We start from the raw sequence: 15,895 nt of genomic DNA on the forward strand, positions 1-15,895 counted from the left end.
ATTAGATAGAGATTTCACAGACTACCCGTCATGCTTCGCATTTCCCCCCGACACTCCCTCATCCTCGCCACCGCGTTCGCGTTCACGGCGGCGACGTCAGCCTTTGCTGACAAGCTCGTCCTCGTCGCCGGTGGCAGCAAAGACGCGGTGAACATTCCCGCCGTCGACGCCGTCCTCAAAGAACCCTTCGGCACCGAGTTCGATGCGGAAGGCAACATGTGGATCGTGGAGATGGTCTCCGGCAATCGCCTGCTCAAGGTGGACTCCACTGGCAAACTCTCGCACGTGGCCGGTCAGTTGAAGCCGGGCTTCTCCGGTGACGGCGGCCCGGCCATCGATGCTCAGTTCAATGGTCCGCACAATCTCGCCGTGCTGCCGAATGGGAACATCCTCATCGGCGACACATGGAATGGTCTCGTACGTGAAGTGGATGTGAAAGCAGGCCGTGTCGCTCCGCTCAAGGGCTATGCCACTCCGCTCGACAAAGCCAAAGGCTCCGGCCCTTATTGCATCACTCTCAACTTCACGGGCACGAAGCTCTACATCGCGAATCTGCGCCAGATTCAGGAACTCGACCTCACCACGGGCAATCTCAAAGTCGTGGCAGGCAATGGACAGAAAGGCATACCCCAGGATGGCGCTCTCGCCACCGAAGCACCGCTGGTGGACCCCCGCGCTGTCGCCGTGGATCACGAGGGCCGCATCTACATCCTCGAACGCAACGGCAATGCCCTGCGCGTGGTGGAAAAGGACGGACGCATCCGCACCGTGGTGAATGCCTCCGGCAAGAAGGGCGCGACCGGTGATGGCGCCGCCGCCATCGATGCCACCATGAATGGCCCCAAGCACATCTGCGTGGACCGCGACAACTCCGTGCTCATCGCCGATGCGGAGAATCACCTCATCCGCCGCTACGTGCCCAAGGACGGCAGCATCCAACGCGTGGCCGGCACGGGCAAGAAAGGCAATGCCGGTGAAGGTGGCGACCCGCTCAAGATCGAACTCGCCCGTCCGCACGGCGTCACCATCCACCCGAAGACCGGTGAACTCTACATCACCGACAGCTACAACAACCGCGTGCTGAAGATGGTGAAGTAAAGTGGCTTCAATCGAACTGCAGCCGTTTTTACGCCGAAGGCGTTGTACATTGCCCTAGCCCAAGGTCAGCCTGCGAAGCAGTCGCCACCTTGGGTGGGTACGGGAACTGTACGAACTCTGAAAAAGTTCCACAGAAAGGTGGCCGGTGGAGATGGATGCTGCGCTACACCATCGGCGCCTTTGTGGAACGCTTTCGGCCTACTCGTTCATTTGATGCACATTCCGATGACAACACCATAGACACCTGATGCGCATCTTCCCTGCTTGGGGTACCATCAAATCCACGCGCCATGCCATCTCCTGCCCAAACAGATCTCTGGTGGGTCATCCCCGGCTCACTCGCGGGCACATCAATGCCCTTCGTGCATCCAGACCGGCATGAGTCTCCCAGCTCCACGCTCGAAGCCTTCCCGGACGAATTGCCCGCACTGTGGGAGGCGGGCATCCGTGCCGTGGTCTCCCTGCTGAACATGCGCTCCGCGGAGTCCGCCTACACGGCCGCGGGCTTCTCCTATCTCTGCCTGCCCATCACAGATGGACTCGCACCAAGCGTGGAGCAGTTCCGCACCTTCATGGATTTCACCCGCGAGCAGCATGCACAGGGCCGGGCAGTGGCCGTGCACTGCGTCGCTGGCATCGGTCGCACGGGCACCATGCTCGCTGGGCATCTCATCTGCAACGGCATGGGACCGGACGAAGCCATCACCCAAGTCCGCAAGCTGCGCCCCGGTGCCGTCGAGACCTTTCCCCAGATGCGCTTTCTTCACGCTCTGGCACGGGACCTCCAGCAGAACCCATCTTCCTGACGACGCAGGAAGACGGTCCTGCCAAAGCCCAACTCAAGGGAAATCCTTGTTGCCCTCCTAGAGTCCTTCGTAGTCCGGGGACGGCACCATTTTCAGCAGGCCCGAAGCGCCACGGCGCTCAATGGAGAATGCGGAAGGAAACGTCGTGCTCCCTTTGTCTGCATCTCCCTGGCCCACCTGCTTCCACCCCTCCGTGAGAGGCGCGGCAGCATCCGCGTAGTAGTACTGATTCCACACGCCATTGCTGTCCTGGAACCAGAGGAGGTCACCGGTGGTTTCCGAACCATGTTGCACGTAGTCCTTCAGCCCGCTGTTGCTGAGCGTCGATCCAGAAGGATAGTTCGTGTTCACGTCCGTCTTGATGCCAGTCGCGGCAAAGAAGTACGTCGGCGAAGTCCGGAGCAGACCAGCAAACCGCAGCGCCAGATTGCTGCCCTGATTCCGCTGAACCTTGATGGCATCCACATGATAAACGGGAATGCCGCTCGCATCCGCCGTACTGTTGCCCACCTCACGCCAGCCATTCTTTTTTGCCGAATAGTAGACCACCCTGAAGCCGCCGTTCCCATCTGGAATATGCACAAGGTCTGCCCCCCCTTCGGAGTTCGGTGAATTACTGGTGCGCAGCCCGGCCTGATTCGTCGCGCCAAAGAGCGTGGCAACGGTCTGGGCGGTGCGCACCACATAGGTGTCTCCGACTTCCACCAGCGATGAGAGGTCGTCTTCTGTGGTGAGTGCATTCTGTCCCACGGCGGAGAGAGAAGTGGCAATGCCCTTGTTCGCGCCACTCGTGACCTCAATCCAAAGATTGGACTGGCCGGCAAGCACCGTCGCAAAGTTCACGTCATTGTCGGTCAATGAATTCGCCGCCTTGGCATCAATGATACCCGTGGCCAGTGCAGGTCGTACATAGTTCACACCTACCAGCGTGGTGGACGACGCGCGTGCGGTGACGGTATGGAAACCTGCCAGCTTGGAAGCGGTATCGGCAGGGGCCTGCCCGGAAGCAGTAGTGGCAACAATCGCCAGCGCAGCGGTGGCGAGGAGGGGGTATCTCGTCATAACCTAGGGAGGGGTGCTGCGAGAAAAACTAGCGAAAACCGCCATGCAATGTCGAGCAAAAAGCAACGAAGGCCGAATTAACTAGCGTGTATATCGAAATCATCGATAAGCCGAAATTCAACGTTTGCACCGGGACGGCAGGCTTTTGTACGATGACCGCGATAAATAACATCCAGAGAACGTCCTGATCATCGGCGCACATCGCGCATAGCTCCCCATTCCCGCTCGCAACTCGCACGCCCATGCTCCGCTTCATCCCCTGCCTCTTCGCCCTCGCTGCTGCCCTTCATGCTGCGGAGCCTGCCAAGCCAGACGCCAAACCGGCCCCCCTCTTCCGTGACTTCGTAGGCCTCTGTGGTCACACGGTGAATTTCAAACCGGACCTCTACTATCCTGTATGTCGCTGGGTGCGTGACTACCATCCCGTCCCCTGGGACTTGGGGGACGACACCAGCAAGCTTCCGGACTGGCCCTTCGCGAAGAACAAAGTCTCCTGGGAGAAGATCTACGGCTCATGGCATGCGAAAGGCCTGCGCATCTCGGTGTGCTTCCAAATCGACAACATGCAGAAGGACTGGAAGAACATGACTGCCGACGCGCATGCGTACGCGAAGAGCTTTGCCGAGAATTTCGGCCCCGGTGGCAAGTGGCCTTACGTGGAATACGTGGAGCTCGGCAACGAACCCGGCCTCTATGATGACCCATCCTACCGCACCATCTTCGAAGCCATGGCCCGCGGCATACGCGAGGGAAATCCGAAGATGAAGATTGCCACGTGCAACATCGAGACCGGCAAGAGCGAACGCTACTGGAAGGGTACAGACAGCATCAAGGGTCTCGAAGACCTGTACGACGTACTGCGCGTCCACCGCTATGCGATTGCCAAGCAATGGCCCGTGTGGAGCCGCAGCTATCCAGAAGACCCAGCGGTGCCCTACCTCAGCCGCATTCAGGAACTTGTGCACTGGCGCGATGCCAATACCCCTGGCAAGCCCGTGTGGGTTTCCGAGTTCGGTTGGGATGCTGCGGAAAAGAAGCCTGACCCCAAGGGTGAATGGGCCAGGTGGGAGGACTCCACGGACGAAGACCAGGCCCGCTGGCTCGTCCGTTCCTTCCTCCTCTTCTCCGGCATGAACATCGACAAGGCATTCGTCTACTTCTTCAATGACTCGGACGAAGCCCGCCTGCACCACGCCTCAGGCATCACGCGCAACTTCGAACCCAAGCCCGCATATCACGCCATCGCATGGATGCTGAAATCACTCGAAGACTACCGCTATGCCCGTACCATCAAAGCGTCGCTTGAGGAGGGCTACATCTACGAGTTCACCCCGGAGAAAGAAGGCGCGCCCGTCATCTGGGCAGTGTGGCATCCCACCAAAAACGATGTCACCGCGAGCCTCGATACCAAGGACATGTCCCTGCAAAAAGCGGAGCGCATGCCCCTGGCCAAAGATGCCTCCACCGCCATCGAAGTTTCTGGAGCGGAAGGCAAGCTCTCACTCACACTCAGCACGGACCCCACGTTCCTCTGGCTCGCTCCTGCACCGAAATAAATACGCGTCCCTTTCCCATCATCTCCGAGCCTCGGCGTTGAACTGTCGCTCCGTCCCCAGTCCTCCATGCCTCGCTGTACCGCCGTCGTCCTTTGCTTCCTGCTTCTGCCACTCACACTCGCAGCGCAGTCCGAGCCTGTCCGCATCCCCTTCCCTGACCCGCGCCTCACGGTGGACGGCCTTGGCTGGTGGAAGGAGACGCAACCCTCCCTCCAACGCCTGCCGGAGCGGTTGAAGCCCACCATTCCACCCAAGGTGTGGCGGCTCGCGCAGATACCCGCGGGTGTACGCGTCCGCCTTCGCACGGACTCGGTGCATCTCACGCTGGAGGCGAAGACGGGCACCTACAAGGTCGCGCCCTCGCCTGCACTCGGCCTTATCGGCATCGACCTCTATGTGAATGGCCGCTACCATGGCAGCACGCTCCCTGAAAAAGAGGATGGCCTCATCAAGAAGACGTGGGATACCGGCAAGAGAGTCGAGATGCGGGACATCACGCTGTACCTGCCCATTGGTACACCCACCCTGATACAATCCATCACACTCGACCCCGGCGCAAAGGTGGAGCTTGCGCCTCCATACTCGCATCCGAAGCCCATTGTCTACTACGGCTCCAGCATCACCCAGGGGGCGCAGACCTCCAATCCCGGCATGGCCTTCCCCTGTGTGCTGGGTCGCTGGCTGGACATGGACTTCATAAACCTCGGCTTCTCCGGCAATGGAAAGGGTGAGCCCGCTCTCGCCCATGCAGTCGCTGAAATCGATGCCGCCTGCTTCGTGCTCGACTACTGGGCAAATCCCACACCCACGGAGTACAGCACCACCCTGCCGGGCTTCGTGGACATCATCCGCGCGAAGCATCCCACCACGCCCATCCTCGTCCCGAGTCCCTACTACAATCCCTCCGAGGCCTTCGGTTCACGCATGGGCGAGTACCAGGTGGCGAAGCGGAAGTTTGCCCCGAAGTTTGTGGAGCAGCGCCGGGCCGCCGGCGATGCCAACATCCACTTCGTGGATGGCTTCAGCCTCATCTCTCCGGATCAGGCCGATGCCCTGTCCGATGCGCGTCATGCGAATACCTATGGCATGTTTCTGTACGCGCGTGGGCTTGAGCCCCACCTGCGCAGGGTGTTGACTCTACCGCCCTCTCCGGCCCGCTAGCGCCTCCTGCGTTCCGAAGCCCAACATCCTCCCTCCGTGCAAGCACGCTCCCACTTCCTCCTTCGACGCCTGAGTGTCATTCTCGCAGCCGCACTGCCCCTCATCACTGCCCACGCCCGCGACCCCAAGGCAGACATCGCAGAGCAGGTGCCTCCAGCAGTGGCCACCCTGAAGGCCTACCATGGCGACCTGCCCGGCGAGCTGGAGCGCAAGCTGCACGTCATCTACTGGACACCAGCAGACCGCGAACCCCAGCCCCTGTGGCGCGAGCGCCTGAGTCGCGTCATGGAGACTACGGCTGACTTCTATGAAAAGGAGATGAAGCGCATGGGCTTCCCCGTACGCCGCATCCCGCTCGACCACGATGCCGATGGCCTGCTGAAGATTCATCTTGTGAAAGGCGAGCAACCTTATGCGCACTATGATGTGAAGAGCGGTTCCGAGATTCGCCGCGAATGCCTCCCCACCCTGCGCAAGGCAGGTGTCATCAAGGACCTCTCAGGAGATAGCGAGACCATCGTCATCTTCTGCAACATGTCCGTGTGGGACGCGGAGAAGCGCACCATGCGGCAGAACAGTCCCTACTACGCCGGTGGCAGCGCGCGCAGCGGAACGGCATGGCAGGTGGACTCCCCTCTGCTCGATCCTGCCCTGCTCGCCGTGAAGGACCAGCGGCTCAAAGACGGCCAGTACGGCGACATCTCCGTCGGCAGGTACAATTCCATCTTCGTAGGCGGCGTGATTCATGAACTGGGCCATGCCCTCGGGTTGCCTCATAACAAGGAACGCCCGGACGAAGCCGCCCTCTTTGGCACGGCACTCATGGGCAGCGGCAATCGCACCTACGGCGAAGACCTGCGAGGTGAGGGCAAGGGCAGCTTCCTCACACTCGCGCACGCCATGCGGCTGGCCAGCCACCCGCTTTTCACAGGGAGCAGCAAGGGCCTTGATGAAAAATTGAAATCCGAGGTGGGAGACCTTTCTATCACCACCACAGGCAAGACCATCACCGTTACCGGCAAATTGGAAGCCACACCACCCGCCTACGCCCTGGTGGGATACAGCGACTACAATCAAGCCTCCATCAGCACCATCCCGGCGAAGGATGGGACCTTCACCGTCACCTTCGATGCCTTGGAGCCAGCGAAAACAGGAGAGCTGCGCTTCATCACCTGCCATGCCAATGGACTCACCGTAGAACGTCGCGGCTTTCACTACACCGTCTCCGCTGATGGCACCCCGGATGTAAGCACCGTGGAGGCGAAGTTGCTTCTGGATGGTGTGGTCGCCAAGAAGCAGTGGGCCAACATGACACCCGATCAAATCCTCGCGACTCTCCCTCCCGAATCCCAGAGCGCCGGAGCGAAGCTGGCTCGCAAGGTCGCAAAGCGTTTCCTCCTGCCTGGACCTAAAGCCACGCAATCGCCTGCGGACATCACAGTAGACGTGAAGAGCGTCAGCTTGTGCGACACCCTGCCCAAGTCACAAAAGGTCGGCTGGGGCAGCCCCGCGGTGGATCGACTGGCAGAGGAGCCCTTCTACCCTGCATCCAGCAGCAGCATCTTTGAGAGAGGCATCTACGCCCATGCTCCCGCGCAACACGTCTATGATCTCGGCGGTACGTGGTCGAAGTTCAAAGGCACTTGCGGCCTCGCTCGCGAGCATGACGGCAGCGTCGTCTTTGTCATCAAGGGCGATGGCAAAGAACTCTGGCGCTCCAAGACCATCAAGGAGGACGTAGTCACCTTCGACCTCACCGTCACCGGCATCCGTCAGCTGGAGCTCGTGGTGGAGAATGCCGGTGACGACGACCGCTCTGACTGGGGGCTCTGGCTTGACCCGGAACTGACCCGCTAAAAACAAACATCGCAACGCGGATGCAAAACCGCGCTGCGATGCGAGAAGCATTCAGCTCTGAAGGCGGGACTACACCTTCTTCTTTCCACGCGCCGGAGCGGCCAGCCACTCTTCCTTGGAGAGCTTGTCATCGTTGTTCTTGTCCACGCGGGCAAAACGCTTCTCGGCGCGTTGAGGTTTCTTCTGCGCGAACTTTGCATTCTTGAATTCCTCACGATCCACGAAAGCGTCGCTGTTCTTGTCGAGTCGGGAGAACTGCTTCTCACGTTTCGCTTTGTTTTTGGCCTTGTCGGCATCTGAGGTGCCAGATGCTACAGACCCGGAGGCGCTCGGGGTTGTCGAGGGAGCCGTGGGGGCAGCAGGCGGTGTGGGCGTGCTCTGGCCCTGTGCGAGTGATGCGCCGAGCAGCAGGGAGGTGCAAAGGAAGGACATCATTTTCATATTCACGATTTCTGTTTGGGGGTTGGTTTTGGCTATTGGAGTTAGTCGCGGCCACCACAGCACTCATTCAATGACATGGCACAATCCCAGGCGCATCCAATGCCGCGTGCCGTTCGTTCCAGATGTATCGTGCTAAATGAAAGGAAAAATCAGAGGGGCTGTGGTCCTTTCGATTGACCCGTTTTCATGAAGTTGCGATGATACGGTGCATCGCGCGCAACGGGCATTGTGCCATGTCCTGAGCGTATCAAACCTCCCAGCCGGTCCCTCCCCAATGGCAAGGCAACTCCCCCTCCCAGCGTCAGGCATGCGCCCCTCTCCGGTGGAAGACGCGCGTCACTTCACCCCGGGTGAAGAAGCCGCCAACTGGATCACCCACGGCATCGGCCTGCTCCTCAGTACAGCGGCTCTGGTGCTGCTCATGATTGATGCCATCCTGCACGGCACCGCGTGGCACATGGTCAGCTTTGCTGTGTATGGGACCACACTGGTGGGCCTCTACTCCGCATCCACGGCCTATCATGCCATCCGCGGCCCACAGCTGAAGCTGCTCTTCAAGAAGCTCGACCACGCCGCCATCTTTCTGCTCATTGCGGGCACCTACACCCCCTTCCTCCTCACGGTGCTGAGGGGCCCACTGGGCTGGACGCTCTTCGGCGTCATCTGGACACTCTGCGTCACAGGCGCGGTGATGCAGCTCGTGCCACGGAAGGTGCACCGCTTCGCCTCTGTCTTCGCCTACCTATTTGCTGGTTGGCTTGTGCTCGTGGCCATCAAGCCACTCGTCGCCGCCCTGCCCAGCGGTGGCACCTGGCTGCTCGTTGCAGGCGGCATCTGCTACAGCTCGGGCATCATCTTCTACCGCTGGCACCGGCTTCGCTACCACCACGCCATCTGGCATACCTTCGTGCTGGCTGGCAGCATCTGCCATTTCCTGGCGGTTCTGCTCTATGTGCTGCCGACGCCTACGGCTTGATTGAGGAGCGCTGCCTGCCGTGCGGATTTGATAAAAAGGCTCGATAAGTGCGCAGTCACGTTTCTTGGAAATATCGAGTCGCTGGTTTGACGATGACTCCATCGCAAAACCCAGCACCCGGAGTTCGCGAAGAGAATTGCCCACTTTGCCTGTTTCGCACCGGGCGGCGTCTCTGCTACCTTGGTGGCATGCTGAAAATCGCCGTCCTCGCCGGCATCGCTCTCGTTGCCCCCTCGCTGGGTGCACAAGGGCCCGCTGCATCATCAGCAGGTGGTGCCGGTGCCACGCCCGTTCCGCCTCCAGCAAAGAAGGAAAAATTCACCGACTCGAATCCCGCGCTGCTCTACTGGCAGGCCTTTGCCCTGCTGCCCGAACTGAAGCAGCCACAGCTCAAGATCATCACTGAGGTCCTGGAGGGCCGCTTGTCTGCCTCAGATCCTTCCGTGGGCACGTTGCTCGGCTCCACACGGCGTGCTCTGGAGCGTTTTGCCCGTGCGGCCCGTGGCACCCAGCCGTGTGTGTGGGGTACCACTCTTGATGAGGGCCCCTTCGCCCCCATGCCACACCTGACCAAGCTTCAGCAGATGTGCCGTCTCGCGCTGGTGCAGGTGGAGGCGCACTATGCCTCCGGTGAATTGGAGAAAGCATGGACCTGGACGAAGCACGTGCATGCCGCGGCACGACACCTCGCCGCGGAGCCACTGCTCATCACCACCATCACCCAGCAGGGTGTCGAGCAGCAGGCCATCCGCACCACGGCCAGACATGCGCTGAGCCTGGATACAGATCACGGTCAGGCAATCATCGGCGATATGAAAGCCATGCCTCCACTGCACACCGTGCGCGAGGCCCTGACGGGTGAGCATGCCATGGCCGACTGGATGCGGCACATGGTGCTGGGCATCCAGAACTCTCCTGAAAACGAGCAAGCCATGCTCGACGTGGCCCAGTCCCTCCTCAATGCGCAAAGCCAGGATGCAGACAGCTCCAAATCCGCCGCCGCGAAGCAAGCCCTCGCCTCCATGGAGGAATGGAAGAAGAATGCGGAACAAGGTCGCGAACTCCAGGCGCGGGCCGAGGCTGCCAGCACCAAGCCATGGAAGGACTACCAGGCCGACCTGAAGGAGATGCATGCCAGCCTGGTGGATGCAGGCCAGGTGCTGAAGAACACCCTCCCGGCATTCGAAGGTGCGATGCGGAAGCAGTTTGAAACGCAGACCCTGCACATCATGCTATTCGCCGTGCTGCAACCTCCGGATGAAGGCCACCTGAATGGTGAAATGAAAGGCGCCGTCGACTCTTTTGAAGGCAAAGCTCTCATGCTCAATCGCGATGCTGTGCCTTGGGTGATCAGCACGCAGGGGAGCATGAACGGCAGGCCGCTCAAGCTGGAAATAGGAAGGTAATCACCACATTGCTCCTGCCAACCCCACTGCCATGAAAACCCTGGCAATACCCGTTCCTCCCATCGAGCGTGTTCAAAGCACTCCCGAATGCTACAAGCGGGAGAAGCAAAAGAGCGGCTGGTATTACTGGCTGATACCATCACCACAGGATCCCAAGAATGCCTTTCTCGCTAACTGGGCTGTCCTGCCAGCAACTCTTGAGGGGATGGCGCTAGTAGGCTTTGCGGTGGCCTCCGACGTCTTGGGCGGTCACCTGGCCTCCATGGATAAGCTGCCTTTCTGGATAGGTCTCGCATTCTTGGCCCTGCTGGCATGCTGGGGCTATCGCGGCATGGTCGCCGGTCATGTGCGGCGGGCCGCAAGTTGCGTCCTCTTCTACTCCAATGGGGCACTTTTCGTTCTCATCTCACTCTCCCTTTTGAAGCTGTGGTGGGATTATCGTGAATGATCGACAAGAGTCTTGAGTACCTTCAAGAACTTCGCGCAACACCTGCAGCACCTCTTCATCCGTCGTCTGCGTGAAGTCCTCGTAATGACGCCCCACGGCATGGAATTCCTGGGGTTCGAATACGAAGACGACCTCGATGCCGGCATCCTCAAAACTCCGGCGTGATTCCCACGCTGCCACCGGCACGGCCACCACACACTGCATGACACCGCGACGCCTCAGCGCTTCCACCGCGGCATGCATCGTCGCTCCCGTGGCCAGGCCATCATCCACCACGAGGGCTGTCTTGCCTCTCAGATCGATGGACGGCCTCGCGACCCGGTACTCCTGCTCACGCCGCTCCAGTTCCTTCGTCTCCCGCGCCATCGCCTCATGCAGAGCCACCTCCGGCTCACGCAATTGGGCCATGACCCCGGGATTCACCACCAGCGCATCGCCTGGCGCGATGGCTCCAAGTGCCAGTTCTTCATGCCCTGGCACCCCCAGCTTGCGCACCACCATGATGTCCAGCGGCACATGCAGCGCCTTTGCCACTTCTGCAGCCACAGGTACTCCACCTCGAGGCAACCCCACAATCACCACATCAGCACGTCCTGCGTATGCGGACAGGCGTTGTGCCAGTTGCCGCCCAGCGTCAATGCGGTCTCGAAACAGCATATGCACCTCCCCGGATGGAATCGCACGTGGCGCTTCCATCCGGTGGCAGATGCATGCAGAACTGTCCTAGCTCAGCGTTTCCACAGGCAGCTTCTTAATCGCCCCGCCATCCATCGCGCTCTCATGTGCAAGGATGCCGGTGCAGGTCCAGTTGGCGCTCTGCTTGGCATTCGGGAAGGGCTCACGCTTCTCCACCAGCGCCATGGCAAACTCATGGGCGAGGTGCGGATGGCTGCCCCCATGTCCCGCACCCTGTGTGAAGCTCAGGTGCGTATTCGCATCATCGTCATACACGCCCTTCGTGGTATAGCGCTGAATGGGCTCCGGCAGACGGCTGGCGAAGTCGGGGCACTTGACCTTCTCGGGAATCTCCTGCTCGGGTTTCTTCGCCGTGTGCAGCACGAGCGGTTCGTGCTCGATGAGCGGCCACTCCACCGACTTCTGGCTGCCATACACGTCAATGCTCTCCCGGTACTGCCGCGCGGTATCAAAGAGTGAGCGGATGATGCGCACGCTGAGGTCAGACTTGTGCACCTTCACATGCGCCGTCTCCACGGCGAAGGGTGAGTTGTAGTGCTTGATGAGTTCTTCACGAATCGTGCCTGAGCCAAAGCAGCTCACATATTCCGCCTCACCACCGGCGAGGCCGAGCACAGGGCCCACACAGTGCGTGGCGTAGTGCATGGGAGGCAGACCTGGCCAGTAGTTCGGCCATCCATCCATGTCCTGCTGGTGGCTCGCCTGGATGAACTGCAGTTTTCCGAGTTCACCCTTGTCCGCCAGCTCCTTCATGAAAAGGTACTCACGAGCATACACCACCGTCTCCATCATCATGTAGGTGAGACCGGTCTCCTGGGTGAGCTTGATGATCTCCAGGCACTCCTCCACGCTGGTGGCCATGGGTACCGTGCAGGCCACATGCTTGCCTGCCTTCAGCGCCGCGATGCTCATCCAGCCGTGATCCGGAATCGGCGAGTTGATGTGCACCGCATCCACGTTCGGGTCCTTGAGCAGATCCTCATAGTCCGTGTAGCGCACATCCACCTTCCAATAGTCACCGCATTCCTTGAGCTTTGCTTCGTTGCGCTGGCAGATCGCATAGCAGTTCGTATGTGGATGGCGCTGCCAGATGGGAATGAACTCCGCCCCGAATCCGAGGCCGACGACGGCGATGTTGAGTTTTTTGCTCATGGGTTGAAGCGGCGAAATGCGCGCACGATCAAACGCTGCCGAGCCAGTTTTTGCACGGACATTTTTTGTGCCGAATCGGACAGGGTGGCTCGCGGAACTCGCCGGAGTTGATGGTCTATGGTTGATAGTTGATAGCCTGACAGCCGACGACCCGACTCGGAAGCTTCCCATGAAGCTCCCTCAGGCTATCAACTATCAACCCTCAACTATCAACTCCCCCACCCCATCACTTAATCCCCACCACCATCGACTCCGGCCCCACCAGATGCTCCACGCGCATGTCACGGAAGCCCACCTCCCGCATCCAGCCGATGCAATCGGCTCCGGTGAAGTCGAAGCCGCCATCCGTCTCCACGAGCATATTCAGGCTCATCATCAGGCCGAAGGCATTCTGGGAGCGTTCATCATCAATGATGGACTCGTACACCACCACCGCACCACCGGCAGGCAGGGCGTCATAGGATTTTTTCAGGAGCATCTTCTTTGTCTCCAGATCCCAGTCATGGAGGATGTGGCCCATCAGCACCACATCCGCCTGCGGCAGTGCGTCTGTGAAGAAGCTGCCTCCCGCAAAAGTCACGCGTTCCTTCAGGCCATTCAGCGCCACGTAGTCTGAGAAAATGGGACCCACCTCAGGCAGGTCAAAGCCAATGCCCCGGAGATGCGGATTTTTCAACGCAATCTGGACGGCCAGATCTCCCTGCGCAGTTCCCACATCCACGTACGTTTTGTAGTCCAGCCAGGGGAATTGTTTCGCGATGGCCATGTTCGCTCCACGACTCACACCAGACATGGCACGGAGGAACTCAGCCAGCCTGGCGGGGTCCTTGTACAGTTCCGCGAAGAGGTCCTTGCCCTCCAGCTTCTCATTCTGCCGCTCACCCGTGCGCAACGCCGTGGTGAGATTTCCCCAGAAGGGATAGAGCCGGTTGTTTGCCATCTCCAGGATGCCGCCAATGTAGGAGGGCTTGGCCTTGTCCAGGAACAGGTCCGTTTCCGGTGCATTGCGGTACAGCCCCTCTTCCCGCTGGAGAAACCCCAGGGCCACCAGCGTATCCAGAAAATCCAACGTGCCTCGCGTGTGCAGCCCCAGCGCCCGCTGCAGGGTGGCCGCATCCTGAGGTGCCTTCGCCAGAAGCGTGAAGACTTCGAGCTCCACGGCGCTGAGCAGGGTCTTGGCAGGCCAGAAGGCAAGACCGGTCTTGAGGATGTTTTCAGGAGAGATCGGTGTCATATGTTGAAGTGAAGATGAAACCCATACTGGTGCAAAGTCCGCCAGTTGTGACGGAGATCCGACACCGAAACGCTTTCATAGCCGCATCCTTGACTCCCGCAACTATGGTGGAAGTCTCCGCGCGAATGTCACAAGCGTGGGCTCACCTGCCTTCTGACGGAAAAATTCCTCCTCCCCTCGCACGATAACGAGATCATCAGCCCGACAGAACATGTCTGCACCCGTCGCCTTCAAGTGTCCCAATTGTGCCTCGCCGCTCAAGGCGGAAGACTGGGACACCGCCACCGGGATCATCAAATGCAGCTACTGCAGAGCTCTCTCGACGGTGCCTACTGCCGCCGCCTCCGCTGGCGCTCCCGGCAATGCCTTCGTTGCCCGCCCTCCGGTCCCGCTTCCTCCGGGACTCCAGATCGAAGAAGGAGCACTTGGCTTGAACATCAAGCGCCGCTGGTTCAGTTGGATTGTGCTTTTCCTGATTCCATTCTGCATCGCCTGGGACAGCTTCCTGGTCTTCTGGTTCACAGGCGTGCTTTCCAAGGGCGGAGACGTGCCGTGGATCGTGGTTGTGTTCCCCATCGCCCATGTGGCTGCGGGTGTGGGCATGACTTACTTCACCCTGGCCACCTTGATGAACAGCACCCGCATCAGCCTGGAAAGCGGCCTCATGCGCGTCCGTCATGGTCCCCTGCCGTGGCGGGGCAATCAGGACATCGATGCCAGCAGCCTCGACCAACTCTTCTGCAAGGAAAAGGTCAATCGCGTCAAGAATGGCGTGCACTACACCTACGAAGTATGGGCAGTATTGCGGGATGGAACGTCACGCAAGATACTGGGCGTCTCCCTGGATCGGGATCAGGCGCTCTACATTGAGCAGAAGCTTGAGCAGGCACTCGGCATCAAAGACCGGCCCGTACCAGGTGAGGTGATGCGGTAGTCAATTCAACCGCCATAGCGCCGCATTCAGAGCCGTGGCAAAACCCACCCACAACAGGTAGGGCACCAACAGCCACGCGGCGAACCGGTCATGCCTGCGGAATGCCTTGCGCGTGGCGGCGATAACGATCAACAGCGCCACGATCACGAACAACGCCAGGTCCGGCCGCTTCATGCCGAAGAACACCGGCGTCCACAGCGCATTGAGACCGAGTTGCGCCAGGAACAACGTCAGCGCCCCGCCGGCACGGGCGAAGCCATCCTTCCTCCACACAATCCACGCACTGATGCCCATGCTCAGGTAGAGCACTGACCACACCGGACCAAAGAGCCAGTCAGGCGGATGCCACGAGGGCTTCTCCAGATGTGCATACCACGAGTCTGGAGGAAACCACAGGCCGGGCAGCGCCGCAGTGAAACTGAGCAACACCCATCCCACTAATGCCAGTAGCGCGGTGGGACCAAAGTGGGATCGTGAATCGGTCGCGGTGAGAGACATGCCGTTCAAAGTATCGGCTGAGGCAAGCCCTCAGGACCTGTGAACGACGCATTTTCCAGCGCATCGCGAAGGCGTCTTCCGCAGATGCGCCGCTACTACTTCTTTTTCTCTTTGGTGAGGAGGAAGGTCAGATCACTGGCACCTTTCAGAGTAAGACCGGTGAAGGGCTTGCCTTCCTTGTCCTGATGCTGACCAAGCGTGAACGTATAGGTCATGGGCTTGCCCTTTCCTGCCTCAGGTACGAGACTCAACGTATCGCCATTCACCGTGTAGGTTCCCTTGGAATACGTAAGAATGCCCGCGATGCGATGGCTGTCTTCATAGCTGCCGGAAGGCTCCAGCTTGAGCGTGCCATACACTGCCGTGGTGGAGCCGCCTGTCTGTCCAGTGGCGAAGTACCAGGTGCCGCTGATATCTGGCCCGGCAGAGGCAGAACACGCAGATAGCAGGATGGTGAAACTGATGGCCAGGAAATGCAGGCAGTGACGACGGCTGAAGCAGGACAGAGTGGGCGATGTCAGGATCATGAGTACACCCTGTTTGGAGGCACTATCGAATCAACGCAAGGAA

General features: G+C 59.9%; 16 protein-coding genes. 9 read left to right on the top strand and 7 right to left on the bottom strand.

What is annotated here, in order from left to right; genetic code table 11:
* The first annotated feature begins 30 nt into the window (after positions 1 to 30).
* Positions 31 to 1,098, top strand: coding sequence for an NHL domain-containing protein (locus DES53_RS30520; protein WP_113962131.1), 1,068 nt, complete (start codon positions 31 to 33; stop codon positions 1,096 to 1,098).
* 290 nt (positions 1,099 to 1,388) lie between these two features.
* Positions 1,389 to 1,904, top strand: coding sequence for a protein-tyrosine phosphatase family protein (locus tag DES53_RS30525; protein ID WP_113962132.1), 516 nt, complete (start codon positions 1,389 to 1,391; stop codon positions 1,902 to 1,904).
* Positions 1,905 to 1,961: 57 nt separating this feature from the next.
* On the opposite strand, the gene DES53_RS30530 is transcribed toward DES53_RS30525, so the two are convergent.
* A complete protein-coding gene (locus DES53_RS30530) occupies positions 1,962 to 2,966 on the bottom strand; it encodes a hypothetical protein (protein WP_113962133.1) in 1,005 nt (334 codons plus the stop codon).
* Between the two features lie 242 nt (positions 2,967 to 3,208).
* On the opposite strand from DES53_RS30530, the gene DES53_RS30540 reads away from it, so the two are divergent.
* The 3 genes from DES53_RS30540 (at position 3,209) to DES53_RS30550 (ending at position 7,540) form a co-directional block, all read left to right on the top strand.
* The gene (locus tag DES53_RS30540; RefSeq protein ID WP_113962135.1) at positions 3,209 to 4,522 is read left to right on the top strand and encodes a hypothetical protein; all 1,314 of its coding nucleotides are present in this window, start codon (positions 3,209 to 3,211) and stop codon (positions 4,520 to 4,522) included.
* Positions 4,523 to 4,588: 66 nt separating this feature from the next.
* Entirely contained in the window at positions 4,589 to 5,683 is a 1,095-nt protein-coding gene (locus DES53_RS30545; protein ID WP_113962136.1) for an SGNH/GDSL hydrolase family protein, read from the top strand.
* A gap of 36 nt (positions 5,684 to 5,719) precedes the next feature.
* Positions 5,720 to 7,540, top strand: a complete 1,821-nt coding sequence (locus DES53_RS30550) for an NPCBM/NEW2 domain-containing protein (RefSeq protein WP_113962137.1) — start codon at positions 5,720 to 5,722, stop codon at positions 7,538 to 7,540.
* 69 nt (positions 7,541 to 7,609) lie between these two features.
* Here the strand turns inward: DES53_RS30550 and DES53_RS30555 are convergent, their stop codons facing one another.
* Positions 7,610 to 7,975 carry an EF-hand domain-containing protein gene (locus DES53_RS30555; RefSeq protein ID WP_211325747.1) on the bottom strand — a complete coding sequence of 122 codons (366 nt, stop codon included), beginning with the start codon at positions 7,973 to 7,975 and terminating at the stop codon, positions 7,610 to 7,612.
* A gap of 313 nt (positions 7,976 to 8,288) precedes the next feature.
* Here DES53_RS30555 and trhA point away from each other — a divergent pair, with 313 nt between their 5' ends.
* The 3 genes from trhA (at position 8,289) to DES53_RS30570 (ending at position 10,811) form a co-directional block, all read left to right on the top strand.
* Positions 8,289 to 8,957: a PAQR family membrane homeostasis protein TrhA gene (gene trhA / locus DES53_RS30560; protein WP_211325748.1), complete on the top strand. Its 669-nt coding sequence runs from the start codon at positions 8,289 to 8,291 to the stop codon at positions 8,955 to 8,957.
* 188 nt (positions 8,958 to 9,145) lie between these two features.
* Complete coding sequence (locus tag DES53_RS30565; RefSeq protein WP_113962140.1) at positions 9,146 to 10,363, top strand: hypothetical protein; 1,218 nt, start codon at positions 9,146 to 9,148, stop codon at positions 10,361 to 10,363.
* Between the two features lie 31 nt (positions 10,364 to 10,394).
* A complete protein-coding gene (locus DES53_RS30570) occupies positions 10,395 to 10,811 on the top strand; it encodes a hypothetical protein (RefSeq protein ID WP_113962141.1) in 417 nt (138 codons plus the stop codon).
* Here the strand turns inward: DES53_RS30570 and DES53_RS30575 are convergent.
* The 3 genes from DES53_RS30575 to DES53_RS30585 form a co-directional block, all read right to left on the bottom strand.
* Complete coding sequence (locus tag DES53_RS30575; RefSeq protein WP_245958297.1) at positions 10,770 to 11,468, bottom strand: phosphoribosyltransferase; 699 nt, start codon at positions 11,466 to 11,468, stop codon at positions 10,770 to 10,772. The genes DES53_RS30570 and DES53_RS30575 overlap by 42 nt on opposite strands.
* 66 nt (positions 11,469 to 11,534) lie before the next feature.
* Positions 11,535 to 12,659, bottom strand: coding sequence for a Gfo/Idh/MocA family protein (locus tag DES53_RS30580; RefSeq protein WP_113962142.1), 1,125 nt, complete (start codon positions 12,657 to 12,659; stop codon positions 11,535 to 11,537).
* A 226-nt stretch (positions 12,660 to 12,885) separates the two neighbouring features.
* Complete coding sequence (locus DES53_RS30585) at positions 12,886 to 13,893, bottom strand: methyltransferase (protein ID WP_113962143.1); 1,008 nt, start codon at positions 13,891 to 13,893, stop codon at positions 12,886 to 12,888.
* Between the two features lie 211 nt (positions 13,894 to 14,104).
* On the opposite strand from DES53_RS30585, the gene DES53_RS30590 reads away from it, so the two are divergent.
* A complete protein-coding gene (locus DES53_RS30590) occupies positions 14,105 to 14,827 on the top strand; it encodes a TFIIB-type zinc ribbon-containing protein (RefSeq protein WP_113962144.1) in 723 nt (240 codons plus the stop codon).
* Here DES53_RS30590 and DES53_RS30595 read toward each other — a convergent pair whose 3' ends face one another.
* Both DES53_RS30595 and DES53_RS30600 read right to left on the bottom strand, forming a co-directional pair.
* Entirely contained in the window at positions 14,828 to 15,325 is a 498-nt protein-coding gene (locus tag DES53_RS30595; protein ID WP_113962145.1) for a TspO/MBR family protein, read from the bottom strand.
* A gap of 95 nt (positions 15,326 to 15,420) precedes the next feature.
* Entirely contained in the window at positions 15,421 to 15,852 is a 432-nt protein-coding gene (locus DES53_RS30600; protein WP_113962146.1) for a hypothetical protein, read from the bottom strand.
* Positions 15,853 to 15,895: the final 43 nt, after the last annotated feature.

This window comes from Roseimicrobium gellanilyticum, assembly GCF_003315205.1.
In the GTDB taxonomy this organism is placed as follows: Bacteria; Verrucomicrobiota; Verrucomicrobiia; order Verrucomicrobiales; family Verrucomicrobiaceae; genus Roseimicrobium; species Roseimicrobium gellanilyticum.